This is a genomic window from Streptomyces sp. CB02400, assembly GCF_001905725.1.
Lineage (GTDB): Bacteria > Actinomycetota > Actinomycetes > Streptomycetales > Streptomycetaceae > Streptomyces > Streptomyces atrovirens.
In genome coordinates this window covers 567,668-593,948 of the sequence record NZ_LIWB01000001.1, presented here as the reverse complement: position 1 = coordinate 593,948, position 26,281 = coordinate 567,668, and the positions used below count along the sequence as shown (strand labels likewise).

Annotated in this window: 24 protein-coding genes; 9 read left to right on the top strand and 15 right to left on the bottom strand. The window is 72.7% G+C overall.

Going from position 1 to position 26,281, the window contains the following annotated elements:
- Positions 1-19: 19 nt before the first annotated feature.
- From AMK33_RS02455 to AMK33_RS02445, 3 genes are all read right to left on the bottom strand, one after another.
- Positions 20-433 (bottom strand): SSI family serine proteinase inhibitor, encoded by a 414-nt coding sequence (locus tag AMK33_RS02455; RefSeq protein WP_073930990.1) that lies wholly within the window; start codon positions 431-433, stop codon positions 20-22.
- Positions 430-1,773: a M14 family zinc carboxypeptidase gene (locus AMK33_RS02450; protein WP_073930989.1), complete on the bottom strand. Its 1,344-nt coding sequence runs from the start codon at positions 1,771-1,773 to the stop codon at positions 430-432. Before AMK33_RS02450 ends, AMK33_RS02455 begins: the two co-directional genes overlap by 4 nt.
- Before the next feature lie 127 nt (positions 1,774-1,900).
- Positions 1,901-2,452, bottom strand: a complete 552-nt coding sequence (locus AMK33_RS02445; protein ID WP_073930988.1) for a DUF1707 and FHA domain-containing protein — start codon at positions 2,450-2,452, stop codon at positions 1,901-1,903.
- A gap of 174 nt (positions 2,453-2,626) precedes the next feature.
- Between AMK33_RS02445 and treZ the strand changes: the two genes are divergently transcribed.
- Positions 2,627-4,372, top strand: coding sequence for a malto-oligosyltrehalose trehalohydrolase (gene treZ, locus AMK33_RS02440; RefSeq protein WP_073930987.1), 1,746 nt, complete (start codon positions 2,627-2,629; stop codon positions 4,370-4,372).
- Positions 4,373-4,463: 91 nt separating this feature from the next.
- Here treZ and AMK33_RS02435 read toward each other — a convergent pair whose 3' ends face one another.
- Entirely contained in the window at positions 4,464-5,756 is a 1,293-nt protein-coding gene (locus AMK33_RS02435) for an MFS transporter (RefSeq protein WP_235617951.1), read from the bottom strand.
- An 859-nt stretch (positions 5,757-6,615) separates the two neighbouring features.
- Between AMK33_RS02435 and AMK33_RS02430 the strand changes: the two genes are divergently transcribed.
- A complete protein-coding gene (locus tag AMK33_RS02430) occupies positions 6,616-7,188 on the top strand; it encodes a GNAT family N-acetyltransferase (RefSeq protein WP_073930985.1) in 573 nt (190 codons plus the stop codon).
- An 8-nt stretch (positions 7,189-7,196) separates the two neighbouring features.
- Here the strand turns inward: AMK33_RS02430 and AMK33_RS02425 are convergent, their stop codons facing one another.
- Positions 7,197-8,156 (bottom strand): aminoglycoside phosphotransferase family protein, encoded by a 960-nt coding sequence (locus tag AMK33_RS02425; RefSeq protein WP_073931490.1) that lies wholly within the window; start codon positions 8,154-8,156, stop codon positions 7,197-7,199.
- Between the two features lie 50 nt (positions 8,157-8,206).
- Positions 8,207-9,334, bottom strand: coding sequence for an aminopeptidase P family protein (locus tag AMK33_RS02420; protein ID WP_073930984.1), 1,128 nt, complete (start codon positions 9,332-9,334; stop codon positions 8,207-8,209).
- A gap of 189 nt (positions 9,335-9,523) precedes the next feature.
- Here AMK33_RS02420 and AMK33_RS02415 point away from each other — a divergent pair, with 189 nt between their 5' ends.
- A complete protein-coding gene (locus AMK33_RS02415; RefSeq protein ID WP_107424993.1) occupies positions 9,524-10,279 on the top strand; it encodes a metallophosphoesterase in 756 nt (251 codons plus the stop codon).
- Here the strand turns inward: AMK33_RS02415 and AMK33_RS02410 are convergent.
- The 5 genes from AMK33_RS02410 to AMK33_RS02390 form a co-directional block, all read right to left on the bottom strand.
- Entirely contained in the window at positions 10,272-10,856 is a 585-nt protein-coding gene (locus AMK33_RS02410; protein ID WP_073930982.1) for a PDZ domain-containing protein, read from the bottom strand. The genes AMK33_RS02415 and AMK33_RS02410 overlap by 8 nt on opposite strands.
- 50 nt (positions 10,857-10,906) lie before the next feature.
- Entirely contained in the window at positions 10,907-13,066 is a 2,160-nt protein-coding gene (gene cyc2 / locus AMK33_RS02405; protein WP_073930981.1) for a germacradienol/geosmin synthase Cyc2, read from the bottom strand.
- A 95-nt stretch (positions 13,067-13,161) separates the two neighbouring features.
- Entirely contained in the window at positions 13,162-14,340 is a 1,179-nt protein-coding gene (locus tag AMK33_RS02400) for a damage-control phosphatase ARMT1 family protein (protein WP_073930980.1), read from the bottom strand.
- 41 nt (positions 14,341-14,381) lie between these two features.
- On the bottom strand, positions 14,382-15,029 hold the full coding sequence (locus AMK33_RS02395; protein WP_073930979.1) for a ScbR family autoregulator-binding transcription factor: 648 nt from the start codon (positions 15,027-15,029) through the stop codon (positions 14,382-14,384).
- 254 nt (positions 15,030-15,283) lie between these two features.
- Positions 15,284-17,095 carry a S8 family peptidase gene (locus tag AMK33_RS02390; protein WP_073930978.1) on the bottom strand — a complete coding sequence of 604 codons (1,812 nt, stop codon included), beginning with the start codon at positions 17,093-17,095 and terminating at the stop codon, positions 15,284-15,286.
- A gap of 370 nt (positions 17,096-17,465) precedes the next feature.
- Between AMK33_RS02390 and AMK33_RS41080 the strand changes: the two genes are divergently transcribed.
- From AMK33_RS41080 to AMK33_RS02365, 6 genes are all read left to right on the top strand, one after another.
- Positions 17,466-17,606 (top strand): hypothetical protein, encoded by a 141-nt coding sequence (locus tag AMK33_RS41080; RefSeq protein ID WP_268817346.1) that lies wholly within the window; start codon positions 17,466-17,468, stop codon positions 17,604-17,606.
- 263 nt (positions 17,607-17,869) lie between these two features.
- Entirely contained in the window at positions 17,870-18,880 is a 1,011-nt protein-coding gene (locus tag AMK33_RS02385; protein ID WP_073930977.1) for a substrate-binding domain-containing protein, read from the top strand.
- 51 nt (positions 18,881-18,931) lie between these two features.
- Complete coding sequence (locus AMK33_RS02380) at positions 18,932-21,304, top strand: sensor histidine kinase (protein WP_073930976.1); 2,373 nt, start codon at positions 18,932-18,934, stop codon at positions 21,302-21,304.
- Between the two features lie 30 nt (positions 21,305-21,334).
- Complete coding sequence (locus AMK33_RS02375; RefSeq protein WP_073930975.1) at positions 21,335-21,766, top strand: roadblock/LC7 domain-containing protein; 432 nt, start codon at positions 21,335-21,337, stop codon at positions 21,764-21,766.
- Between the two features lies 1 nt (position 21,767).
- Entirely contained in the window at positions 21,768-22,127 is a 360-nt protein-coding gene (locus AMK33_RS02370) for a DUF742 domain-containing protein (RefSeq protein ID WP_030861379.1), read from the top strand.
- The gene (locus AMK33_RS02365) at positions 22,114-22,710 is read left to right on the top strand and encodes a GTP-binding protein (protein ID WP_073930974.1); all 597 of its coding nucleotides are present in this window, start codon (positions 22,114-22,116) and stop codon (positions 22,708-22,710) included. The genes AMK33_RS02370 and AMK33_RS02365 overlap by 14 nt, the downstream gene beginning before the upstream one ends.
- A gap of 43 nt (positions 22,711-22,753) precedes the next feature.
- Here the strand turns inward: AMK33_RS02365 and AMK33_RS02360 are convergent, their stop codons facing one another.
- The 4 genes from AMK33_RS02360 to AMK33_RS02345 form a co-directional block, all read right to left on the bottom strand.
- Positions 22,754-23,713 (bottom strand): ABC transporter substrate-binding protein, encoded by a 960-nt coding sequence (locus AMK33_RS02360; RefSeq protein WP_073930973.1) that lies wholly within the window; start codon positions 23,711-23,713, stop codon positions 22,754-22,756.
- Between the two features lie 75 nt (positions 23,714-23,788).
- Positions 23,789-24,454, bottom strand: coding sequence for an ABC transporter permease (locus AMK33_RS02355; protein ID WP_073930972.1), 666 nt, complete (start codon positions 24,452-24,454; stop codon positions 23,789-23,791).
- Positions 24,451-25,152, bottom strand: coding sequence for an ABC transporter permease (locus tag AMK33_RS02350; RefSeq protein ID WP_073930971.1), 702 nt, complete (start codon positions 25,150-25,152; stop codon positions 24,451-24,453). Before AMK33_RS02350 ends, AMK33_RS02355 begins: the two co-directional genes overlap by 4 nt.
- Entirely contained in the window at positions 25,149-26,273 is a 1,125-nt protein-coding gene (locus tag AMK33_RS02345) for an ABC transporter ATP-binding protein (RefSeq protein ID WP_073930970.1), read from the bottom strand. Before AMK33_RS02345 ends, AMK33_RS02350 begins: the two co-directional genes overlap by 4 nt.
- Positions 26,274-26,281 lie beyond the last annotated feature (8 nt).

Sequence of the window (26,281 nt, the reverse complement as noted above, 5' to 3'; positions counted from 1 at the left end):
TGGGAGCAGGGGCCCGCGGCTAGGCGATTGCGAAGACCGAGCCTGTTCGGGCTGTCATCGTGCAGGTGTTCGGGAAGGTTTCCGTGTAGTCGATGGAGCGGCCTCGCCACATTCCGTCGGCGTGGGCGGTGACCGGTGCGTAGATCATCGGACAGACGGCACCCTCCCTCGGCGGGATGTCGGCGATGTGGCCGTCCGCCGCCGCCAGTTCCGCGCAGGCGTCGGTGGCGTGCCGGTGGCCCCGGGGCGGGTCGCACCGCAGCATGGTGCCGTTCTCCCCGGTGGACGGCGTCTCTCCGGGAGTGACCGTGAGCATCAGCCAGTTGTCCTCGCCCGCGTGCCCGTCCCCCGCCCGCGCGGGGGCCGCGCACGCGAGCAGGACGAGGGCGGCGAGCAGTCCCGCCCGTACCGTTTTCCATGAGATGTGCGTCATTCCCGATGCATCGGCACGACGGTGTCCGGACCCCACCCCGGCTCACCCGAACGGAAGGTTCCGCGGCCGGCCAGCTCGAACGCGGCGAGGACGACCCGCGCCTGGTACTCGGCCTGGCGCGCGACCGCGATCCAGCGTGCCCCGGACACCTCCCGGAAGTCGGCGCACCGCGCGTCGATGAGCCGGTCCAGCTCCGGCAGCGCCCCGGCCGGGTCGTGCCCGGCGCGCGTCACCAGTTGGTGCAGCAGGCCGGCGGTGCGCAGGGCCAGCCGCCGCCCGGAGAGGCGCAGCGCGGCGAGGCGGGCCGTGGTCATGGGTGGCAGCGGATGAGCAGAATCGTTCCCGCAGTCGGGGTCCCACGCGTCGGCGAGCCCCGGGCAGACCAGGAGGTAGTCGTCGACCGGGGCGAGCAGCCGCGCCGCGTCGGGGACGCCGGTGAGGTACGGCCGTATGCGGGCCGTCAGGCCGGCCAGCAGCCGGGTGTCCTGGCGCAGGGTGCGGCTGACGGACCGCAGCTCCGCCTCCACGCCGGCGTGCGGGGAGCCGTCCCCGACGGCCGCCACGCCCCACATGGGTGCCTCGACGACCGCGGTGACGGTGCCGTGCCGGTGCGGGTGGAACCACGTCGACTCGACGGCGGCCTCGGTGATGGCGGCGGCGAGGTCGCGGCGGTGCGGGGGCGGGATGCGGTAGACGGCGGGGCCGAGTCCGGGCCAGTACAGGGCGTCGTAGGCGCCGAGCTCGCGCGGGACGCCGAGGCGGGCGGCGATGCCCGCGACCCGCCGGTCGAGGCCGGGCAGGTCACGGGTGAGCTCGACGAAGCCGCCGCCGACGTCGACGCCGTGCAGGGAGCACTGGAGGAAGGGCCGCAGTTCGTCCTGGAGGGCGAGCAGGGCGCGGGTCTCGGGCAGCGCCGCTGCGGCGGCGCCGTCGGGCAGCCATTCGGGTTGTTCCAGGAAGCCGGGGCGGAAGAAGTTCCGGAAGTGGTGGCCCAGGGTGTACGGGCCGGTCAGCCAGCGCTCGTTGCGGCGCAGCCCGTCGGGGTCGAGGCAGAGCAGCAGGTTCCAGGTGGCGTCGGCGCCCTCGGTGAGCCGGGGCTCGGCCAGGGCGCGCTCGGCCAGACGCAGCACGGTGGCGCCGCCCACGGGCTCGTTGGCGTGCGGCCCGGCGACGACGAGGGCCTGGCGGCTGCCGTGGCCGACGCTGAGCAGCCACAGGGGGATGCCCGCGCGGGAGGCGCCGACGCGGCGCAGCCGGGCGTCGCGGGGATGCCGGGCGACGAGGGCGGCGGCCCGCGCGCCCAGTTCGTCGACGGTCGGGTAGTGCGGGAGGGGCGGCAGGGCACACCTCCACGAAGTGGCGCCGTCGTTTCACCAGGAGTGCATGGCGTACGCACAGTCAGTCACGACTTCGGGGGCACGTCAACACCGCGACGATCGCGGGGATTTCGCCGGGGACCCGCCGGGGTCAGTGCGCCGCGAGCCGGTAGGTGATCTGCCCGAAGCCGATCTGGTCGCCCTCGCGGACGACGGCCGCGCCGACCACCCGACGCCCGTTCACCGTGGTGCCGTTGGTGGAGCCGAGGTCCCGCAGCACCCAGAGGCCGCCCTGGTGGCGGAGTTCGGCGTGCACGCGGGAGACCGTCTCATGGCTGAGCCGCAGCCCGCTGCCGGGATCGCGGCCTATGCGCAGGGGGTGGCCGCTCGTCGGGTGCGGCAGCAGCAGCTTGGGGAGTTTCTCGGCCTGCCAGGCCCGGCGCAGCCGCACGGTGAACCCGGAGACCGCCTCCACGCTGCCGAACACCAGGCGGGAGAAGCGGCTTTCCCGCGGGAGGTCGGCGATGAGCGCGGCGAGTTCGTCGGAACGGCGTGCCACGAGCGCGAGTTCCATGCGCCGGACGAACGTGTCGTGGGACAGGCGGCCCATGGCGACGCCGTCCCGCAGCGCGCTCAGCGCCTTGTCGCGCTCCGCGTCGGAGAGCCGCGCGGGGTACGTGTGGAACTCGAAGGACGACGTCACGCCGCCGATTGTCGGTCAGTGACGGCCGGGCTGTCCAGAAAGCGGGGAAGCGGCCGCCCCGCGCGCGTGCCCGGCGACACCCGCCGCAAAAGGGCGGATCCCCCGGCGAATTGATCTCCCATGGCGCACGATGGACGGACTACCTCACAGTGAGCAGACGAAGGGGAACCGTCCGTGCAGTTCGAGGTGTGGGCACCACAGGCCGGCCGCGTGACGCTCGAGTGCGACGGCGTCACGCGCGCGTTGGAGCGCGATCCGGAACGGGAGGGGTGGTGGCGGGGGGAGGCCGAGGCGCACGACGGCTCCCGGTACGGCTTCGCGCCGGACGACGGCCCCGTCCTGCCCGATCCGCGCTCGCGCCGGCAGCCGGACGGCCCTGACGGCCTGAGCGCCGTCGTCGACCACGACCGGTTCGGCTGGCGTACGGAGTGGGCGGGGCGCCCGCTGCCCGGCGCGGTGCTGTACGAACTGCACGTGGGCACGTACACGCGCGAGGGCACCTTCGACGCCGCCGCCGAGCGGCTCGGCCATCTCGCGGAGCTGGGCGTGACGCATGTGGAGCTGATGCCGGTGTGCCCGTTCCCGGGCCGGCACGGATGGGGGTACGAGGGGGTCTCGCTGTGGGCGGTGCACGAGCCGTACGGCGGACCCGAGGGGCTGAAACGGTTCGTCGACCGGGCCCACGCCCTCGGCCTGGGCGTCGTACTGGACGTCGTGCACAACCACCTGGGGCCGTCCGGGAACTACCTGCCGCGGTTCGGACCGTACTTCACGGACACCCATCACACCCCGTGGGGCGCGGCGGTCAACCTGGACGCGCCCGGCTCCGACGAGGTGCGCGCGTTCCTCGTGGACAGCGCGCTGGCCTGGCTGCGGGACTACCGGATCGACGGGCTCCGCCTTGACGCGGTGCACGCGCTGGTGGACACGCGCGCGTGCCACTTCCTGGAGGAGCTGTCCGGGGCCGTGGACGCCCTCGCCGCCGACACCGGCCGGCCCCTGTTCCTGATCGCCGAGTCGGATCTGAACGATCCCAGGATCATCAGGCCCCGCGCGGAGGGCGGCCTCGGGCTGCACGCACAGTGGAACGACGACTTCCACCACTCCCTGCACACCGCGCTGACCGGTGAGGCGCAGGGCTACTACGCCGACTTCGCGCGTGCCCCGTTCGCGGCCCTCGCCAAGACGCTCACCGGTGGCTTCTTCCACGACGGCACGTACTCCGGTTTCCGGGGCAGGCACCACGGCCGCCCCCTGGACCGCAACCGGGTGGCCGGGCACCGGCTCCTCGGCTACGGCCAGACCCACGACCAGGTCGGCAACCGCGCCCAGGGGGACCGGCTGGCCGCGCTCCTCTCCCCCGGGCTGCTGGCCTGCGCGGCGGCCCTCACGCTGACCGCTCCCTTCACGCCCATGCTGTTCATGGGCGAGGAGTGGGCGGCGGGCACGCCCTGGCAGTTCTTCACCGACCACACCGACCCGGAGCTCGCCAAGGCGGTGAGCGCGGGCAGACGGCGGGAGTTCGCGGCGCACGGCTGGGCCGAGCAGGACGTGCCGGACCCGCAGGACCCCGCCACCCGCGACCGCTCCTGCCTGGACTGGTCGGAGCCGGAACGCGAGCCCCACGCGCGCGTGCTGTCCTGGTACCGGCTCCTTCTCGCCCTGCGCCACGAACAGCCGGACCTCACCGACCCCGACCTCGGCGACACCAAGGTGGCCTACGACGAGGAGCAGCGCTGGCTGGCCTTCCGGCGGGGGGACGTCCGGGTCGCGGTGAACCTCGGCACCGAGCCGGCGGCGATCCCCCTGGGCGTCCCCGACGCGCGCGTCCTCGCGGCATGGGAGCCGGTGGAGACGCCGGGCCCGGACGGGGTGCTGCGGCTGCCCGCGGAGTCGGCGGTGGTTCTGGCGCAGGAGTAGCGCCCCGGCTCCGGGCAGGCGCCCGGCCATGACCGTCCCCACCCGTACGGCGCTGGTGCGGGGTGCCCGTACCCCGCACCAGCGCCGGCGCTCATCCGCTCTCCTCCGGAGTGACCGCGGCGTTCTCGGGCAGTTCCCGGACGTGCCGCACTCCGGACGGGACGACCCACAGCACGCTCAGCACGGCACACACGGTGCCGATCCACAGGGTGGGCCGCAGGCCCAGGGCGGTGCCCAGCGTGCCGGCCAGCACCGCGCCGATCGGGCGCACTCCGAAGTTGGCCGTCTGGACCACGCCCATCACGCGGGAGCGCAGCGTCTCCGGGATGACGGCGATCAGGTAGCTGTTGGCCGAGATGTCCAGGACCGCGACCCCGCAGCCGGCGCCGAGCTGAGCGGCGACCAGCGCCGCGGTCACCAACGGCTCCGGGCCGTCGGCCGACGGTATCAGCAGCAGGGGCACGCTGAACCCCGTGAAGCCGGTGACGACGGCCGGTCCGATGCCGATCCGCCGCACCACGCGCGGCGCGGCGTACGCGCCGGCCAGCCCGCCGAGCCCGGCCATGGCGACCACCACCCCCAACACCCCGGGAACCAGCCCCAGCTCGGTGGCCCCGTACAGCACGAACAGGGTCATCAGGAACGTGTGGCACAGACTCAGCGTGGAGATCCCTGCCAGCAGCAGGCCCGGCGCGCGGTTCGCCGTCACCCACCGCAGCCCGGCCGTCAGCCCGCCCGCACCACGCGGTGCGGGCGGCGCCTCCCGCGTCCTGATACGGCCCAGGCACACCGCCGACACCAGATAGGTCAGGGCGTCCACCAGCAGTGCGAACGGCGCCGACAGCGCCTGGACCAACGCCCCGCCCGTGCCGGGTCCGGCGACCGCGGCCACCGACCTGCTTCCGGAGAGCAGCGCGTTGCCGTCCACGTACCTGTCCGCGGCGACCACGGACGCGTACACGTGGTGGTTGCAGACCCGGAACAGGACGGTCAGCGCCCCGACGACGAACTCGGTGACGTACAGGTGGGCCATCGTCAGTGCCCCGCACGCATACGCCAGCGGGAGGGAGGCGACCGCGGCGAACCGGCCGATGTCCGCGACGATCATCGCCCTGCGCCGGTCCGTCCGCCGGTCCGCCCACGCCCCGCCGGGTACCGACAGCAGCAACGAGGGCAGCAACGCCACCGCCGTCAGCCACCCCATCTCGGTCGCGCCCGCGTCCAGCAACAGCACGGCGGCCAGCGGGATCGCCAGGAAATTGATCTCGTCCCCGACCAGTGACACGCTCTGCGCGCTCCAGTACAGCCGGAACCCCCGCTCCCGCAGCAGCCCCGCCCGGGGCGGCGCGTCGCCGGCCCTCCCACGGCTTCCGGCCGTCCTCACACCCGCCTTGCTCATCGGGCGGCCCGCACGGTGCTGTCGGACCCTCCGCGGCCGGACCCCGCCGACGCCGGCACGGCCCGTCTCCTCCTCCTCGGCGTCCTCAACGGAATGCAACCCCGATCCCCAGCTCGCCCGCCCGGAACGTCCGCTGATCACCGGTGAGGGCCGCGCCCGGACACACCGGTGCCCGGTGGCTACTCTGACGCGCTCGCGGCTGGCGGTGTCCCTATAACTTTCCAGGTTCCCGGCGCCGTGCCGTCAGCGGACGATGAGCGAGCCGGCACCGAGGAGGCTGACGCGGGGAACGAGGCAGAAGGTCACCCGTGACGTGCCGGTGCCCGCTTCGACGTCGAAAGGACGGCACACATGATCACGCTCATGGACCGTGAGGCGGATATCCAGGCCCCCGCCACCGCGAAGACCGGCGGCCCAAGTATCGGTACCCGCAGGACGGTCCACCGACCCGCCACCGCGAAGGGCGGCCCGGGCGTCGGCGGCCGCCGCAAGAGCGGCCCGGGCGTCGGTACCCGCAGGACGGTCCACCGACCCGCCACCGCGAAGAGCGGCTCTGGCATCGGCGGCCGCCGCAAGAGCGGCCCGGGCGTCGGTACCCGCAGGACGGTCCACCGACCCGCCACATTGAAGGGCGGCCCGAGCATCGGCACTCGCCGGGCTGTCCGCCACCCCGCCACCGCCAAAGGAGGCATCGGCGTCGGTACCCGCAGGTCGGCCCGTTGTTCCGTCGCCCCGAGGGGTGGCGTCAGCGTGGGTGAACGGTCCCGCAGGTCCGTCCCCGTGGGTCCGCGCGGGTTCTAGCCGGCGCCGGCTCCGGGCGGTGGCGGCAGACGGGAGGGGACGGATGGGGAACCCGCCGATCACGGTGGAGCGGTGGGAGGGGCTGGAGTGCGCCGTGCAGCTCGACGTCGTGCTGCCGATGTACAAGGAGGTCTGGGTCGAACCGCCGTACCGCGAAGGGACGAAGGAGATCGCGGACTTCGTGGACCGCTTCGCGCAGGAGATCAGGCTTCCCCGCGCCCGTCTCGTCGTGGCCCGCTGCGGCGACCTGCCCGTCGGTTACGCCTTCGGCTACCCCCTGCCGCCCGACACCGGCTGGTGGAAGGCGATGGACGAGGAGACGACCGCCCGGTTCGCCGCCGAGAACGGTGGGCGCACGCTGGGCATCGTCGAACTCGCGGTAAGCGCCGGGTGGCGGCGGCAAGGCGTGGCGGCCCGGATGCACACCCATCTTCTGGAAGGCCTGGGCGTCGAGCGCGTCACGCTGGCGATGCGGCCCGATCCGGAGGCGGCACCGGCCCACGCCGCCTACGCCGCGTGGGGCTACCGTCAGGTCGGCCGCTGGCGGCCGGCGGAGGACGAGCCCGTGTCCCACATCATGCTGCTGACCCTGCCGGCCGCCGCGCACGGGGGCTAGCCGGTTCGTCAGGGCGTGTCACCGCCGCCGAGGTCCGTCACGCGTTCCAGCATGATCGGCTCCCAGGCGCGGCGCAGCCGGGCGCGCAGGACGGGCGGCGGGGCGGTGCGGCCGGTGAGGGCCTCGGCGAGGTGGTGGACGGAGTCGCAGCGGGCCAGCCACAGGCCGCGCAGGCAGGGGCGGGCGCCGTAGCCGGCGAGGGTGGCGGCGCGTACGGCGGCCGGGGCGCCGACGGCGAGGGCGAGGCCCGCGATGTCCTCGGCGGGGTCGCCGACCACCGCCGCGTCCCAGCCCAGGACGCCCCGTACGCGGCCGTCGGCGCTCACCACGAGGTGCCCGCCGGTGAGGGCGTGGTGGACGAGGACGGCCGTGCCGGGCTGGGCGGCGAGCTGGACCGCGGCGGGCGGGGTGAGCCGGCTCAGCCGGTCCGGGTCGAACTCGTCGGCCTCGGCGAGCCGTCCGGCGGCCTCCGCGGCGGCCCGGCGCAGTGCTTCCAGGGAGCGCGGGGGGACGCGCGGCACGCCGAGCGTCTCCGCCTGCCGCACCGGCACCTCCCGCAGCCCCGTGAGCAGCCCGGCCAGGTCGGCCTCGCCGACGGCGGAGACGCGGTGCTCCTCCGCCGTCCCGCCGGCCAGCCGGGTGTCCAGGACGCAGAGCAGGCCGGGTGCCCACTCGCCGTGCGCCACGGCGGACGGCAGCGCGACCGGGACGTGCGGGCGGACGAGGTCGCGCAGCCGCAGTTCGCGGCGGCGGCGCACGCTCGCCTCACGGTCCGGGGCGAGGCGCAGCACATGGCGGGTGCCGACCCACCAGGTGGCGGGCTCGGCGCCCGCGGCGACGGGCCGGACGTCGGGGCCGGCGACGGACTGCGCGCCGCCGCCGGCCCCGCCGCCCTTCCCGCTGTCCTTCAGCAGGGAGCGGGCCAGTCGGCGGACGGTGTCCGCGGTGGGTGTCGGTGCCTGGGTCATGATCGCGCCGTTGCCGTTCGGGGAGGCAGGGAGGGGACGGTTGGAGCCGTTCATTCCACTATGACCATCTCCCGCGCGGTGTTGTTCAGCCGCCGTCCGCCGTCCTCGGTCACGGTCACGATGTCCTCGATGCGCACGCCGAACCGGCCGGGCAGGTAGACGCCGGGTTCGACGGAGAAGCACATGCCGGGGACCAGGGGCTGCTCCTCGCCCTCGATCATGTAGGGCGGTTCGTGCGTGGTGACGCCGATGCCGTGCCCGGTGCGGTGGATGAAGTACTCCCCGTACCCGGCACCGGCGACGACCGCGCGGGCGGCGCGGTCGACGTCCTGGCAGGCGGCCCCGGGCCGCACCGCGCGGAAGCCCGCCTCCTGTGCCTCGCGCACGAGGTCGTGCACCCGGCGCTCCTCGTCGGTGGGTTCCCCGACGTGGACGGTGCGGGAGGTGTCGGAGCCGTAGCCGTCCTTGAGGCCGCCGAAGTCGAGGACGACCATGTCGCCGCGTTCGATGACGCGGTCGCCGATCTCGTGGTGCGGGTTGGCGCCGTTGGGTCCGGAGGCGACGATCGTGAAGTCGACCTGGGAGTGTCCGAACCGGCGCAGCAGGGCGGCCAGATCGGCCGCGACGTCGGTCTCCCTGCGGCCGGCGAAGGCGACCTGCCTGATCTCCTCGAAGGCCGCGTCCGCGGCGGCCCCGGCGGCGGCCAGGAGCTCCAGCTCCGCCGCGTCCTTGACGGCGCGGAGCATCGGCAGGGCCTCGGTGAGGGAGGCGTACGAGGTGCCGGGCAGCGTCTTCTGCAGGCCGAGCAGGTGCATGGCCCAGGCGTTGTCGCTGATGCCGAACCTCCCGTCCGCGTCCAGCAGGGCGGCGGTGGCGGCGTAGGGGTCCTTGCCGTCGGTCCAGTCGCGCAGGGTGAGGGCGGAGGCGCCGGGGGCGTGCTCGGCGTCCGGGGCCTCCAGGGTGGGGACGACGAGCACGGGGTCCCGGCCGGCCGCCAGGACCAGCAGGGTGAGCCTCTCGGTGACCGCGGTGGGGGTGTAGCCGGTGAGCCACACCAGGTCGGGGCCGGGTGCCACGAGCAGTCCGGCGAGCCCGGCGTCGGCGGCCTGCCGCGCCGCGCGCTCCATGCGGGCCTCGTAGTCGTCGGCGGTGAAGGACACGGGCACGGCGCCGGTCATTCGGGGTCCTCCCAGGGCGACAGCAGGTTACGGGCAGCATCCTGCCCGGCGGGCGGGGGTGACGCGAGCCGGTTCGCGGTGTTCACCCCGCGACCCGCCACGACTAATGGCTGAGCATTGCCCTCCCGTTACATCTAATGGTTTGATCACATCGAACCGTTAGCAGACACATCGGGGAGGCATACGACCGTGCTCGTACTCGCGCACATCAGCGATCTGCATCTGGACGGAACCGCGCGGGCGACGGAGCGCGCCCGGCGGGTGCGGGACCGGCTGTGGGAGCTTCCGGTCCCGCCGGACGCGCTGCTGGTGACCGGGGACATCGCGGACCACGGCACCGAGGCCGAGTACGAGGAGGCCGCCCGCCTGCTGGGGCTGCGCGACGGGACCGCCCCGTTCCCGGTGCTGACCTGCCCGGGCAACCACGACAGCCGGGCGCCGTACCGCAAGGCCCTGCTGGGCCGGCCGGCCGCCGACGGGCCGGTCAACAGCGCGCATGTGCTGGACGGCGGCGCGGTGCTGATGTGCGACTCGAGCATCCCGGGCCGTGACGACGGGGAACTGGACGCGGAGACCTGCGCCTGGATCGAGTCGGCGCTCGACGGACTCGACGACGGTCTCCCGGCCCTGCTCGCCTTCCACCACCCTCCGGTGCCGCTGCATCATCCCCTGCCCGACTCCTACCCGTTGCGCGACCCCGAGCGGCTGGCCGCCCTGCTGGCACGCCGCCCCCAGGTCGCCGGGCTGATCACCGGTCACGCCCACACCCCGGCCGCCACGACGTTCGCGGGCCGCCCGGTGCTGGTGGGGCCGGGCGTGACCTGGACGCTGCGGCTGCCCTGGGAGGGGGAGCAGATCGCGGACCGGAACGCCCCGGTCGGGCTCGCCTTCCATGTGTTGGACGACGAGGGCCGGCTCACCAGCCACTTCCGCGTGGTCATGTGACGATGCCGGGGACGGCCGTCAGCTGCTGGTAGCCGCCGCCCCGGCGGCGCACCGTCAGTTTCACCTCGTCGCCCGGGCGGGCTCGGGCGACGGCGCGTGCCAGGCCGGCGGCCGAGTCGACACGGGTGGCGCCGAAGGCGAGGAGGACGTCGCCGCGTACGAGACCGGCCGAGGACCCCGGTCCTGGCACGTGCACGGCGACGACCAGCGCCCCGGGTCTCCTGTCGTCGGCCACCTCCACGCCGAGCCTGGTGACCACGGGCACGGACGGGGCGGACCGCGGTGCCGCGGACGGGGCCGGAGCCGGGGTCGGGGCCACCCCGGTCTGCCGCTTCAGCTCGGCGAGCCCGCCCGCGCCGACGACCGTGGCCCCCACCGCCCCCAGCCCGGCCCCGGACAGCACCAGGACCACCCCCGCCAGCACCCCGAGCAGCACGGTCATCAGCCGCCGCCCGCGCCGCCGTTCGGGCCGCCGGGCGGGCGGGCCGGAGTCCGGCCCGCCCCCGGATTCTCCCCCGCCCCCGCCCCCGCCCCCGTCGCCGGGCATCGGCCTGGGCCGCAACGCGGTCTGTTCCATGGTTCGCCTCCGGCGGCAGTGCAGGCTGGGAGGATGGGCTGGGCTGGGTGTCAGACGAGGACCGGTGGTGCCGGTGAGCGGTCCGGAAGGAAGCCGTGGACCCGGCCGGACAGGTACTCGTCCTTGTAGCGATCGACGCTGCGGTGCCAGTTGAGGATGCCCGCCATCCAGTTCCGCAGGTCCGTCACATAGCCCCGCATGATCGCCCGCGCCTCGTCCGACAGCCGGAAGTCGTCGTAGACGACGGGCAGTTCGTGCTCCACGACGTGCTCGAACTGGCGCATGCGCTGGTTCATCAGGTCCTGCACCACGGGCAGCGCGGTCGGATAGTCGACGCCGAAGAAGTTCTGCACCACGAGGACCGCGTTGTGCATCTCCCCCTCGAACTCGATCTCCTTCTGGTAGGAGAAGATGTCGTTGAGGAGGCACGCGTAGTCGATCGCCGCGTTCTCCAGGGAGCGGACGGGGCCGCTGCGGTAGACCTCCGGCGGCACCGCCGGTCCGTGTCCGGCGCGGCAGAGCCCCAGGGTGAGGTCGGAACCGAAGGTGGCACGCCGCATCTCCAGGTAGTCCACGGGGTCCGGGACGCGGTTCTGGATCTGGTTGGACAGCTCCCACACCCAGGCCTCGGTCATCGTGTCGACGGCCGCCCTCAGGGGGCGGCGCTCGTCGGGCGTCATGCCGGCCGTGGTGCGTGCCCACAGGTCGATCAGGGACCGTTCCATGGCGTTGACGGGCGGCGGCGGGACCTCCCCGGCGTCGAGGGGCATGCAGGCCGACAGGCGGGCCGTGGTCAGCCGGGCGGCGGCCAGATCGCGGCGGTGGCCGTAGACGAGCGGGTAGTAGTCGTCGCCGTAGGTGCCGAAGGCCAGCCAGCCGGAGGCGAGATCGAGCTGCTCCTGGGTGGCGTCCGGGTCGAGGCCCGCCGCGCACAGGGGCAGGTCGCAGCTCTCCAGCTTGTCCTCGTCCCAGACGCCCTCACCGAGGATGCCCATCCGCCGCGACCACTCCAGCAGGTGCCGCCGCGCGCCGTCGAGGGCGGGGCTGAGCTCCAGCGGGAACGGCATGCGGATGTCGGGGATGATCGACGGGCCGACCTTCCGGAACGGCACGTGCGTGTGGGCGCGCAGCCTCTCGGCCCCCGCGCCGGCGAGCAGCGCGCCGACGTCGGCGGCGGACGTCCCGGGGCCGGACAGGGACTGCCAGGGGGCGGCGGACCGCGCGCCCTCGTTCATGTAGCGGCTGGAGCGCAGATGCCATTCGTGGCCGCCCGACTGCCAGTCCTGCAGGCCCTTGGTGTACGCCCCGACGGCCGCGGTCTCGGCCGGGGTGAGCCCGTTCTCCAGGGCCACGGCGGGGACTTCGGTGAACGCGGTGTGCTCGAACTGGTGGAGCCGTGAGGTGAGGACGTCGTTGACGATGTCGGCGGCCTCCTGGGTGGTGCAGCCGAAGAAGGTCTCCAGGACGAGTACGCCGTTGCTGAGTTCGCCCTCGTCCTCGACCTCCCGCTGGTAGGAGAACAGGTCGTTGCGCAGGTGCACGGCGTCGGAGAAGGTCTCCATCAGCACCCTCAGCGGCCTGGTCCCGGCGACGGCGGCGGGCACTTCGGCGGTCGCGTACTCCACGAGCCCGGCGGACCAGGGGGCGCCGCCCACCTTGCGGCGCATCTCGATGTATTCGACGGGGTTGGCGATCCGCCCCTCGTTGATGTTGGACAGCTCCCACATCGACTCGTTGAGGAGGTGTTCGGTGGCGAGGGCGAACCGGCGGCGCCAGTCGGCGGACATCGCCGGCACGGTGCGCGCCCACAGGTCGGCGAGGCCCGCCTCGACCGGGTTCTCCGGTTCGGGCACGGGGGCCGCCGGGTCGAGCGGCATGAACAGCGGCAGCCGGTCCAGGTGGGCCTTGCCCGCGGCGCGGTCCTGGGTGCGTTTGAACTTCTCCAGGAAGTGGTCGTCGAAGAAGAAGACCCACACGTACCAGTCGGTGATGAGCGACAGGGCGGGCCCGTCGCAGTCGGGATGGGTGTAGGCGCAGAGCAGGCCGTAGTCGTGCGCGTCGAGGTCGGCCTGCTCCCAGACCCCGCTGCCCTCCAGCATGCCCATCTCGCGCGCCCACCCGGTCGAATGGGCGCGGGCCTCCTCGACATGCGGGTTGAGCCGCGCGGGATGCGGCATGTAGAAGTGCGGGAGTTCGAACGGCTGCGTCATGGCCGGGGGCTACCCGCGGCCCGGTGGCGGCATCCATCGGGCCGGACATGATCACACCATCGCGTGAACCGTGCCCCGTACGGGAGTCGCGGACCCTATGTCCGGACCTGGATCAGCGCGTGGGTGCCGCCGGTGCGCCAGCGCTGTTCCTCCGCCGCGACCAGTGCCGCCTCGGTGTCGGCGGTCAGTCCGGTGATCACGTCGGACTTCAGGGTGCGCAGGGCGGCGACCGGGCCCGGGAAGTAGGCCGTGACCTCCGCGAAGGGGGTGGTCGGGGGCCAGTACCGGTCGCCCACGAGGCGACGGTAGTTGAGGTCGCCCTTGACGACGGTGAGCGCGGCGGCGGCGAAGTCCGCGCGGAGGTCGTCCGGCATGTCCTCGTACGGCAGCGGTGAGCAGGAGAACGGGTGGGCGCGGAGGGTGAGCCGGCCGTCGGTGAGCGCGGCCCACAGGCCGCGGCCGTACTCGGCCGCCGCGCCCTTGGCGTCGGTGAGCCGGCGCACCGCGTCGATCACGTCGGCGGTGGTGGCGTCGGAGACGTAGTACGGGTACGGCTTGACGTGCAGCACCGCCCGGCCGATCCGGCCGCAGGCCAGCAGGTGGGCGACGAGCAGCAGGTCCGGGACGAGTTCACGGCCCGCGTTGTCGGCGACCAGGCACAGCGTGCCCGCGGGGGAGGTGCCGAGCAGCGGCCACAGCCGTTCGCTGTCGTCGGCCACCAGGGCGGGGACGGCGGCCGTCTCCTCGGCGCCCTCGGCGGACAGCCGGAAGCCGAGGTCGGCGCGGTTGCCCCACAGGGAGCCGTGCAGCAGGGCGCGGGCCCGCTCCTCCTCCGGGCGGCCGGCGAGGTCGTCGAGCGCGGCCAGTTCCTCGTCCGTGGCGGGCGAGTCGAGTTCGGCGAGCTTGGAGGGGCGGAACGGGTCGATGCCCTGCCAGGGGCCGGGGGCGAAGTAGCCCACCGCGTGCAGCAGTCGGCGGTAGAACCAGCTCTCGGACCACAGCCACGGCACGTCGTACCAGGAGCGGCCGGCGTGGGTGTCCATCCCCCAGGTCTCCCAGTGCCGCCGGTCGTGCGCGTCGGCGGGGAGGGGTTCGATCCTGCCCCGGGTGCAGTCGGCGAGCAGGGTGTCGAGCGCACGGTGCTGCCAGGGCTCGTACGGGAAGGCCTCGCGCACCTGCCGGATGATCGCCGGGTGCCGCTCGGCCAGCACACTGTGGGGGAAGGTGCCGGGTTCGTCGGCGACGATCACGGGTGCGGTGGGGTGGTCGGACATGCGGCTCACCGTAACGCGCGCCGGTCGTCGCGCGCCGCAGGTCACACCGGAGCGATCTCCCGTTCCAGCCGTGCGGCCAGGCTGAGATAGCGGGCGCGCCGGGTGACGGGGACCAGGCCCCGGATGAGGATCTGCCACATCTCGGCCGTACGGCGGGGCTGCCGGGTGACGGATTCGCGGGAGCGGCCGACGACGCGGGTGCCGACGAAGAAGCAGACCAGGGAGTGCGCCACGACGTCGATGTCGACGTCCGGGTGGACGTCGGACTCCTTGACGGCGCCGAGGAGCCGGGCCGTGACGATGTCCAGCCACTCGGTGAAGGGGTGGCTCAGCGGGGGGCGTGGCCGGGTGCCGCCGGTGGCGAGCCGCAGTCCGGCCCGCAGGACGGGGTCCTCTGCCGACATCCTGGCTATGCCGAAGGTGAGGCGCATCAGCGCCTCCAGGGAGGTGTGCCCCCGGGCCTCGGTGTCCCTGGCCAGCCGGCGGCTGGTCGCGGACTGCAGTTCCAGGATGGCGTGGGCGAGGTCCTCCTTCGCGGCGAAGTGGAAGTAGAGGGCCCCCTTGGTGACTTGGGCGTGCTCGACGATGTCGCTGAGACTGGTCGATTCATAGCCCTGCCGGTCGAACAGCTCGGCGGCGGCCGTGATGATCGTCGCGCGGGTCTGCTCGGCGCGTACCTGCCTCGCCATCGCCTGAACTCCTGAGCCGGAAAGGAACGGGTCATGCTGTTTGTTTTTACGCCGGGTACACGATATCTCACCCTGCGCCCATGTTCACCATGCGGGTATCACAGCGGACTTGGACACATCAGGCAAAACAAACGCGATCTCTGAAAGAAAACGGCGCGTCCGGTATCTAAGTGTGTCAGGTGCGGGGGCAAAAGAGAACGGCGGACCGACCGGTGCCCCATCCGCACCGGCCGGCCCGCCTGTTTCGGGGTGGCTCAGAAGGTCAGTTGCCAGCCGTTGAGCCGGCCGGTGTCGTAGGAGGCCGTGTCCCGCACCCGCAGCTTCCAGGTGCCGTCGGCGGTCTCGCCGGAGGCGTTCACCGTGTAGGTGGTGTTGACGTCGTCCGCGGAGTCCGAGCCGCTGGCGGACTTCAGCCGGTACACCGAACCGTCCGGTGCCACCAGGTCGACGACCAGGTCACCGCGGTAGGTGTGGGTGATGTCCACGCCCACCTGGAGGTCGGACGGCGCGTTGCCGCCGCGGCCGCTCACGGTGATCGGGGACTCGACCGCCGAGCCGTTGTCCGGGATGGCGACGGCGGTGCTGCTGGAGTACGTGGAGCCGGTGGACGTACCGCCCTTGACGGCCTGGACGGTCTTCGCGGCGTCCGCGAGGCCGGCGCCGCAGCCGCCGGAGCAGGTGCCGGGCAGCGCGCGGGCGTTGGACTTGATCGCCGACTCGATCCGGTCCGGGGTGAGGGCGGGGTTCGCCGACTTCATCAGCGCGGCGAGGCCCGCGATGTGCGGGGTGGCCATGCTGGTGCCCTGGTAGTAGGCGTAGTTCTCGGTGGACGGGGTGCGGGTGCCGGAGTTCAGCGTGGACAGGATGCCGTCGGACGCGGTCGTGGTCTCGCCGCCGGGCGCGGAGATGTCCACGATGGATCCGTAGTTGGAGTAGTAGGCGCGGTTGCCGGAGCGGTCGGTGGCGGCGACGGTGATGACGTTGCCGCAGTTCGCCGGGGAGGAGTTGGCTGCGTTCTGGTTCTCGTTGCCGGCCGCGACGACCACCGTGGTGCCCCTGCTGACGGCGCCGTTGATGGCGCTCTGGGTGGCGGTGGAGCAGGCGCCGCCCCCGCCGAGGCTCATGTTGATGACCTTGGCGACATTGGAGTTGGCGGGCACTCCGGAGACGGTGCCGCCGGACGCCCAGGTGATGGCGTCGATGATGTCGGAGTCGTAGCCGCCGCACTTGCCGAGCACGCGCACCGGGGAGATCTTCGCGCCGTACGCGATGCCGGCGACGCCCTTGCCGTTGTTCGTGGCCGCGGCGATGGTGCCCGCCACGTGGGTGCCGTGCCAGGAGGAGCTGCCGCCGGTGGCCTGGCCGCACTCGCCGGCCGCGTACCAGTCACCGGGGTCGGCCGGGTTGCTGTCGCGGCCGTTGCCGTCGACGGAGACGGCGGTGTCGGAGATGAAGTCGTAGCCGCCGACGATGTTCGCGGCGAGGTCGGAGTGGGTGACGTACCCGGTGTCGATGACGGCGACGGTGACACCGCTGCCGGTGGTGAGGTCCCAGGCGCCCGGCACGCGCATGCCGGCGGTGGACTCGAACAGGTCCCACTGCTTGCCGTACTCGGTGTCGTTCGGGGTGGCCAGCGGCCTGTTGAGCCGGTCCGGTACGACGTAGGCGACCTGCGGGTCGGCCCGGTACTCGGCGACGACGTCGGCGACGTCCGCCGTGGTGGGCTTCGCGCCCAGGTCGACGAGGGCGGCGCCGGTGCCGAGGCGGCGACGGAAGCCGACGTCCTCGCCGGCCTTCTCGCCCTTGGCCGCGGCGTCCGCGGCGGCGGCCTTGTCCGACTTCGCCTCGGCGGCACCGGACTTGTAGCCGACGATGAGCCGCTCGGCCGGGGTGCCCGGGGCGGCCTCGGTGCGGGCCGTGGGGACGGCCGGCGCGTCGGAGGGGGCGTCCTGGGCGACCGCGACCTGGGCGGAAGCGGCCGTCAGCAGGGCGACGGAGAGGGCGGCGACGGATATCAGCTTCCGTCTCGGGGAGGAGCCGTGGGGAGAGTTCGGGGAGGTGCGCAAGGGGGTGCCTTTCGTGCCGGGACTCCGGGCAACGCGGAGCGTGGGGAGGAGAATCGATTCGCTTCGTCGTCTCGTCGTCGAAGCAACGTGGGGTGAATCGAGGTGCGGCAAATCGGCCGGCCGGGCGCGAACAGCGGCCCGTCCAGGGTTACCGGCGGGTCGACTGCGGTGGAACGATAGGCAGCGCGCGGGCCGCCCGGATACGGGGGAAACCCTCGATCCGGCCGGGAAACCACCCTCGCCGAAAGGCGGTTGACCAGGAACGGACCGCTATGCCCGCATCGCCGCGGAGATGAGCGCGCCAGGCTTTTCCTCCGTACTGCACGGAAGAGTTCCCCGCGTTCCCCGCCCGCCGGAGGAGGCGGTCCGGATGCCCCGGACGACCGCACACCGCACCGCGCCCGCGGCCACCCCCTCCGGCCCCTCCGCCCCGCTGCTCGCGGGCGGTGCCGCCGCCGTCCTGGTGCTCGCCGGTGGCGTCGCGCTGGCCCTGCGGCTGCGCCGGCGCTGAACGGCGGGCGCCCGCAGAGGGGTCGGAGCCGCTCCGTACCGTCCATTCGGTTCGGCGGCGGGCAACAGCCGCACCGTACTCACGGTTCATCACAATGCGGCAGCATCGCCTCACTTCACGTGGCTGTTCACTTGACGACCAGTGGTTCCACAGGGTTGGCTCCGGGCCAGCGAGAGTCACCCGGTCGGAGTACGCACCCCGCGCGGTTCCGTCCGTGCTCTCCCCTGCTCTTGCTCGGCCGCACAGCGAGGTCCGCACTCTCCATGAACACTCGTCCCCCGTCCCACCGCCTCACGAGACGTCGTCTGGCCGCCCTGGCAGCCGCCGTCGGTCTGCTGGCGACCGGCTGTTCCGCCTTCGGCTCGGCCGACGACTCCTCGGACTCCGACGGTGCGGGCGCCTCCGGCGCCGGACGGATCAAGGTCGCGATGGTCACCCACGGCAGCGAGGACGACGCGTTCTGGGACCGGGTGAGGAAGGGTGCCGAGGCGGCGGCCGCCAAGGACGGCATCGAGCTGACGTATGTGAGCGACCCGGACCCGGCGGGGCAGGCCGAGCTGGTCCGCGAGGCGGTCCGCGACGGTGTCGACGGCATCGCGCTGACGCTGGCCAAGCCGGCGGCCATGAAGGGCCCGGTCAACGAGGCGCGGGCCGCGGACATCCCCGTGGTCGGGCTCAACTCCGGTATCGACGCCTGGAAGTCGGCGGGGCTGCTGGAGTTCTTCGGCCAGGACGAGAGCGTGGCGGGCCGGGCCGTCGGCGACAAGCTGGACGAGCTGAAGTCCAAGCACGCCCTGTGCGTCGTCCACGAGCGTGGCAACGTTGCCCTGGAGGCCCGCTGCGCCGGCGTGAAGAAGACGTTCGGCGGGATCACCGAGAACCTCTACGTGGACGGCACCGACATGCGCGCCGTCTCCGGCATCATCACCGCCCGGCTGCGACAGGACCCGACCATCGACGAGGTCGTCACCAACGGGGCGGACTTCGCGCTCGCCGCGGTCGACGCCGCCGCGGAGGCGGACAGCGACGCCGACATCGCCACCTTCGACCTCAACAACGACCTGGTGGACGCCGTGCGCGGCGGCAACGTCCAGTTCGCCGTCGACCAGCAGCCCTATCTTCAGGGCTATCTCGCCGTGGACGCGCTGTGGCTGTACCGGACCAACGGCAACATCAGCGGCGGCGGGGTCGCGCCCGTGCTCACCGGGCCCGCGTTCGTCACGAAGGCCAACGCCGCCTCGGTCGCCGGGTTCGCCGCCGACGGAACCCGCTGACGGGCCGGCCTGTGCGTACTTCCCCCAACATCCGACCGCTCTAGGACCACGATGTCTCCACGGACAGGTGCCCGGCGCCGTCTCGGCTCCATACGTCTCTCGCTGTTCCTCCTCGCACTGGTGCCCAGCGTCACCCTCGCCGGTATGTGGGGACTGACGACGATCCAGATGTTCTCCGAGGGCCTGCAACTGCGGTCCCAGACGGAACTGAGCCGGTCCACCGGCGCGATGGGCACCCACGCCACGATCGCGCTGCAGCAGGAGCGGAGGCTGACCGCCGCCTGGCTGGCCGAGCCGGACGGCTCCCGGACCGCCCTCGAGGTCCAGCGCAGGAAGACCGACCAGGCGGTGGCGAAGCTGGTCGGTCAGGCGGACGCGATCGCCGAGGCACCGGCGCGCGTCTCGGACCGGCTGTACGGGGTGCTCGGCTCCGTGGGCAGCCTGGAGTACTACCGGGACCAGATCGACAACCCCAGCGACATCACCGCCGAGGAGGCGCTCGACCAGTACACCTCGATCAACGACGACCAGATCCACGCCTTCCAGGAACTCTCCCAGGTCGACGACGGGGACCTGACCTCGCAGGCCGGGCCGCTGGTCGCGCTGGAGCACGCGGCGGAGCTGGTCTCCCGGGAGAACGCGCTGCTCACCCTCGGCTGGCCCTCGGGACGCCTGGACACGCAGCACTGGAGCGAGTTCGCGGAACTGGTGCACACCCGCCGCTGGCTGGTCGAGGACCAGATCGTGCCCTCCCTGCGCGGTGAGGTCAAAACACAGACCGAGCGGATCCTGCAGAGTACCGAGTGGCGTGCCCTTCAAGCGGTCGAGGACCAGGTGCTCGCGACCGCGCCCACGGGCGAGAAGCGCAGCGTCGAACTGCCGGACCTGAAGGAACAGTGGGACGAGGCCATGAGCCGGGTCGCCCCGCAGTACGCCACCATGATCCGGGAACAGACCGACGCGCTGCTCACCCGCAGCGCCGACGAGGCCCGGGGCCTGCTGATCACGGCCGCCTCCCTGAGCGCCGCCGGACTGCTCGCGCTGCTGCTGTGCGTCGGCCTGTCCTGGCGCATCACCCGCTCGCTGTCCCGCCGGCTGCGCGGGCTGCGGGTGGCCACCCTCGGTCTGGCCGAGGAACGGCTGCCCGATGTGGTGGCCCGGCTGGAGCGGGGCGAGAAGGTCGACGCGGAGTCGGCGACGACCCCGCTGGACTACGGCCACGACGAACTGGGGCAGGTGGCCCAGGCGTTCAACACCGCGCAGCGCACCGCCGTGCACACCGCGGTCGAACTCGCCGACACCCGGCGCGGTTTCCAGAAGGTCATCCTCGGCATCGCGCGGCAGAGCCAGAACCTGGTCAACCTCCAGCTCAGCAAGCTCGACGCGCTGGAGCGCCGGCACACCGACCCCGAGGTCCTCAAGGGCCTGTACGAACTGGACTCCACGGCCAGCCAGTTGCGCCGGTACGAGGAGAACCTGGTCATCGTCAGCGGTGAGCGTCCCGGCCGTACCTGGAGCGAGCCGGTCGCGCTGATCGACATCGTGCGCAGTGCCGTCGGGGAGGTCGCCGAGTACCAGCGGGTGGAGGTGCTCACCGAGGAGGAGGTGTCGCTCGCCCCGCCCGCGGTGGCCGACGTCATCCATCTGCTGGCCGAGCTGATCGACAACGCGACGGTGTACTCGCCGGCGCCGAGCCCCGTCACGGTGCGGGCGGCGATGGTGGCCAAGGGTCTCGCCGTGGAGGTCGAGGACCGGGGTCTCGGCCTGTCGGACGACGACTACGCCTCCCTGAACGCCCAGTTGGCCAAGGCTCCGCAGTTCGACGTGGTGGCGCTCGCCGACGACCTCCGGCTCGGCATGTTCGTGATCTCCCAGCTCGCGCACCGGCACGGCATCTCCGTGACCCTGCGTCCCTCGCCGTACGGCGGGACGACGGCGATCGTGCTGATCCCGCACGAGATCGTGGTGCGGGACGTGCCGTCCGGCGGTGGCAGGCAGGAGACCCGCACCGAGGCCGTCCGGGACCGGGCGGACGACCGGCGCGAGGAGCCCGTGGCCGCCGGTGCGAAGCAGGCCGCGGCGTCCCGGCCGGTGACCGCCGTACGGACCGCCCCCGCACCGGCCGCGCCGGTGCCCGCGCCCCGCCGGGACGGGCTCACCCCGCTCCCCCGCCGGGTGCCGCAGACCAGCCTGGCCGCCGAGCTCCGCGAGGAGTCCGTCCCGGACGCCGAGGACGACTCCGGCGACTTCACCGCGGAGCACGCCGCCTCCTCCCTCGCCGGCTTCCAGCGCGGCACGTCCCAGGCGCGGGACGACGACGACACCGACGAGGCCGGGCCGCCGGACGAGGCGGACGGTACGGCCGCGCCGGCGCACGTGCCCGCCGCTCACGCCGAGCCCACGACTCCGCCCGCCGACCGCTGACCGCCGACCGTTTCACGAAGGAACACCGTCATGACACGCCCCATCCCCGCCACTCACACCCAGCTCGACCAGTTGCTGACCGGACTCGTCGAACGGGTCGCCGACGTGAACCAGGCCGTGGTGCTCTCCGAGGACGGACTGGTGGTGAGCAAGTCCACCGGCTTCCTGCGGGACGACGCGGAACGCCTGGCGGCGACCGCGTCCGGTCTGATGAGCCTCAGCAAGGGCGTCAGCATGGACTTCCGCGGCGGCCCGGTGCGCCAGGCGCTCATCGAGATGGCGCACAGCTACCTGATCCTCACCTCGGCCGGTCCCGGCGCCCATCTGGTGGTGCTGACCGGTCCGGGCGCGGACGTCGGCGTGGTGGCGTACCAGATGAACATGCTGGTGAAGAAGATCGGTGAGCATCTCAGCGCGGCCCCGCGGGACATCGCGGGGCCGGCCGCCGACTCCGGCGTGTGAGGTGGGCGGAAGCGACTCGGCGGGCCGGCTCGTACGGCCGTTCACCCTGACCGGTGGCCGGACCCGGCCCAGCCGCGCCGACTTCACGCTCATCACGACGGTGACGGCGGTGGATCCGCAGCCCGAGGGTGCGGCCCGGCCGCAGCCCGAGCACTCCCGGATCCTGCGGCTGTGCGCCGAGCCGGTGGCGGTCGCCGAGCTCGCCGCGCGTCTCGACCTGCCCATGAGCGTGGTCGTCATCATGCTGTGCGACCTGCTGGAGGCGGGCCGGATCACCGTCCGTCCGCCGCACCCCGTCGACCGGACCACTGTGGATCTGGATCTGCTGCAGAAAGTGAGGGAGGGCCTTGGCCGGCTCTGACACCACCGCCCGGGCGTCCGCCGGGCGTTCGGCACCCGACACGGTCAAGATCCTGATCGCCGGTGGTTTCGGCGTGGGCAAGACGACCATGGTCGGCTCGGTCAGCGAGATCGTCCCGCTGCGCACCGAGGAGCCGCTGACCATGGCGGGTCTGGACGTCGACGACCTGAACGGCGTCGAGGAGAAACGTGCCACCACGGTCGCCCTGGACTTCGGCCGGATCAGCGTCTCGGACGATCTCGTGCTGTATCTCTTCGGCACGCCGGGGCAGCAGCGGTTCTGGTTCATGTGGAACGACCTGGCCGTCGGCGCGCTGGGCGCGGTGGTCCTGGTGGACGTGCGCAGGCCCAAGACCAGTTTCGCCGCGATCGACTTCTTCGAGCGCCGGGGCATCCCGTTCGTGATCGCCGTCAACGGCTTCCACGGGGAGCACCCGTACCCGGTGGAGGACATCCGGGAGGCGCTGACGCTGCCGGACGGCGTGCCCGTGCTGCTGTGCGACGCGCGGGAGCGGGAGTCGTGCCGGGACGTGCTGATCGCGCTGATCGACCGGCTGATCGCGCAGGCGGCCCCGGCCCGGTGAACGGCCCGTGGGGTGCGGCCCGTCGGCCGCACCCCGGGCGGGGTCAGTCCAGGCCGGCCGACTTCAGCCAGGCCTTCGCCACGTCCAGCGGGTCCTTCTTCTCCAGCTGCACCTGGGCGTCGAGGTCGAGGAGGGTCTCGGTGTCCAGCTTCGCGGACACGGCGTTCAGCGCCTCCACGCCCTCCTGCGGCAGCCCTTCCTTGCTGACCAGCGGGGTGACGTTCGCGAAGCCGAAGAGGTTCTCCGGGTCCTTCAGGACGACGAACTTCTCCTTGACGATGGTCGGGTCGGTGGTGAAGACGTCCGCGGCCTGGACCTCGTTCTTGGTGAGGGCCGCCTGGGTGAGCGGGCCGCCCGCGTCGAGCGCCTTGAAGGACTTGAACTTCAGTCCGTAGACGGTCTCCAGACCCTTCAGCCCCTGCTGCCGGGTCTGGAACTCGGGCGAGCCGCCGATCACCATCTCCGGCGCGATGTCCTTGAGGTCGGCGAGGGTCGACTCCGCGGTGAGGCCGTACTTCTCCGCCGTCTCGGCGTTGACGCTGACGGAGTCCTTGTCCTCGGCGGGCGAGGACTCCAGCAGCGTCAGGGACTTGTCCAGCTTCGCCTTGACGGCCTCGTTCACGGCCTCGGCGGACTCCTGCCCGGCCTCGGGGTCGAGGTAGGCGAGGAGGGAGCCGTTGTACTCCGGCAGGACCGTGATGGAGCCGTTCTTCATCAGGCCGTACGTCGTCTCACGGCTGCCGATGTTGTGCTTGTAGCCGACCTTGAGGCCCTTGGCGCGGAGCGCCTCGCCGTAGATGTCGGCGAGCAGGGTGGACTCGGCGAAGTTGTTCGAGCCGACGACGACGGTGCCGGCCTCGGCCTTCTCCCCGTCGAGGGGGTTGTCGGAGGTGTCGCCGGAGGAGGAACAGCCCGCGAGCAGCGCCGCCGCGGCGGTGAGCGCGGCGGCCGCCGCGCCGGTGTGCCTCGTCCTGGACCTGCTGCTTTTCGCGGTGGAAGTCATTCGCCGATCCAATCCAGCCATTTATGGTGAGTCAAGAACGTGCCCATTACGGTTTGTCGCACAGGTGATCGGACGTCAGCGCCTGCGCACTCCGGGCGACACGGCCAGCCGTCCCGCCGCCCAGAACACGGCGAGGGTGAGCAGCGCCAGGACGGCCACCAGGGTGGCGCCGCCGACCACTTTCTCGTAGTCGCGCTGGTAGAGCCCGTCGATGATGTACCGGCCGAGTCCGCCGAGACTGACGTACGCGGCGATGGTGGCCGTCGACACGATCTGGATGGCGGCGGAGCGCAGGCCGCTGAGGATCAGCGGGAGCGCCACGGGCACCTCGACCTGGAAGAGGATCCGCGACTCGTGCATGCCCATGCCCCTGGCGGCGTCCACGGGGGCGGGGTCGACGGAGCGGACCGCCTCGTAGGTGGTCACCAGGATCGGCGGGACGGCCAGTACGACCAGCGGGATCATCACGGGCAGCAGACCGAAGCCGATCAGCAGGACGGCGAGGACCAGCAGGCCGAAACTGGGCAGCGCGCGGGCGGCGTTGGCGACGAAGGCGAGCGCGTTGCCACCGCGTCCGGTGTGGCCGGTCAGCAGGCCGACGGGCAGCCCGATCGCGGCGGCGACGGCGAGGGCCAGCAGGGAGTACTGGAGGTGTTCCCAGAAGCGCTGCGGGATGCCGTCGTAGCCGTGCCAGTGGGCGCTGTCGCTGAAGAAGGCGTTGACGAAATTGAGGACGTTCACCGGACCGCGCCCTCCGGGGTGATCTCCGCCCGCCGTGCGGCGGGTTTCGGACGGGTGCCGCCGCGCGGCATCCACGGGGTCAGCAGCATCCGCAGCCCGACCAGCAGGACATCGCAGAGGATTGCCAGGACGGCCATCGTGACCACGGCGTTCACCGCGAGTTCGGGCCGGTCGTACTTCTGCGCGGCGGCGAGCAGGTTGCCGAGGGCGCCCTGGTTGCCGATCAGGGCGCCGACGCTGACCAGGGAGATGCTGGAGGCGGTGGCGACCCGGAGCCCGGCGATGATGGCGGGCGCGGCGATGGGCAACTGCACCTGGAGGTAACGGCGTACGGGGCCGAAACCCATGGCGGTGGCCGCGGCGAGGGTCTCGTCCGGCACCGAGCGCACGCCGTCGACGATGGCCGGGACCAGGACGACCAGGCTGTACAGGGCCAGCGGGATCATCACGGTGAGTTCGGTCTGGCCGGTGTAGTCGATGAGGACGACGAAGAACGCCAGGGAGGGGACGGCGTACAGCACGGTCGTCATGCCGAGCACGGGCGGGTACAGCCAGCGGAAGCGCCCGCACAGCTGCGCGATCGGCAGCGCGAGGAGCAGCCCGGCGGCCACCGGCAGCAGGGCCTCCCTCATGTGCAGGCCGATCAGCCCGGTCCAGCTGTGCTGGAGGTCGCTGGGGATGTCGAAGAAGCCGGTCATCCTGCGACCTTCTCCTCGTCGGCGCGGCCGGCCGTGTGGGCGGCGCGGATGGCCTCGCCGATGGTCTGCTGGGAGACGACACCGGTCACCCGGCCGCCGCCGTCCACGGCGACCGCCCAGCCGACGGGTGAGAGCACGGCGCAGTCGAGGGCGACCCGCAGGGAGTCGGCGCCGGGCACGAACGGCCGTCCGTACGGCAGCAGTCGGTCCGTGCGGATGTCACCGGCGGTCAGCTCGTCGCGCCCGGCCCAGCCGAGCGGGCGGCCGTCGGGGTCGGTGACGAGGAGGTGGGGGGCCTTGGTGGCGGTGATCAGGGCGGCGCCGGCGTCGGCGGGGACCACGGCGTCGGTGGTCAGCTCCAGTGCGGCGGAGGGGAAGAAGGACAGCCGCCGGATGCCGCGGTCGGCGCCGAGGAAGTCCTCGACGAAGCCGTCCGCGGGGCTCGACAGCAGCTCGGCGGGCGGTGCGTACTGGGCGAGCCGGCCGCCCTCGCGCAGTACGGCGACCATGGTGCCGAGTTTGATCGCCTCGTCGATGTCGTGCGTGACGAAGACGATGGTCTTGCCCAGCTCGTCCTGGATGCGCAGGAGTTCGTCCTGCAGTCCCTTGCGCACCACGGGGTCGACGGCGGAGAACGGCTCGTCCATCAGCAGCACCGGCGGGTCCGCGGCGAGCGCCCGCGCCACGCCGACACGCTGCTGCTGACCGCCGGAGAGCTGGTACGGGTACCGCTTGGCCAGCGAGGGGTCGAGGCCCACCCGCTCCATCAGCTCCGCCGCCCGCTCCCGGGCCCGCTGCTTGCCCCAGCCGAGCATGCGGGGCACGGTGGCGATGTTGTCGACGATCGTACGGTGCTGGAAGAGCCCGGCGTTCTGGATGACGTACCCCATGGACCGGCGCAGGGTGGTGACCGGCTGCCGTTGGATGTCCTCGCCGTCGAGGAGGATCGTTCCCCCGGTGGGCTCGACCATCCGGTTGATCATGCGGAGCGTGGTCGTCTTGCCGCACCCGGAGGGTCCGACGAGGACGGTGATCGAGCGGTCGGGGATCTCCAGCGACAGCCGGTCGACCGCCACCGTGCCGTCCGGGTACCGCTTCGTGACTGAATCGATCCGTATCAAGACGCCGA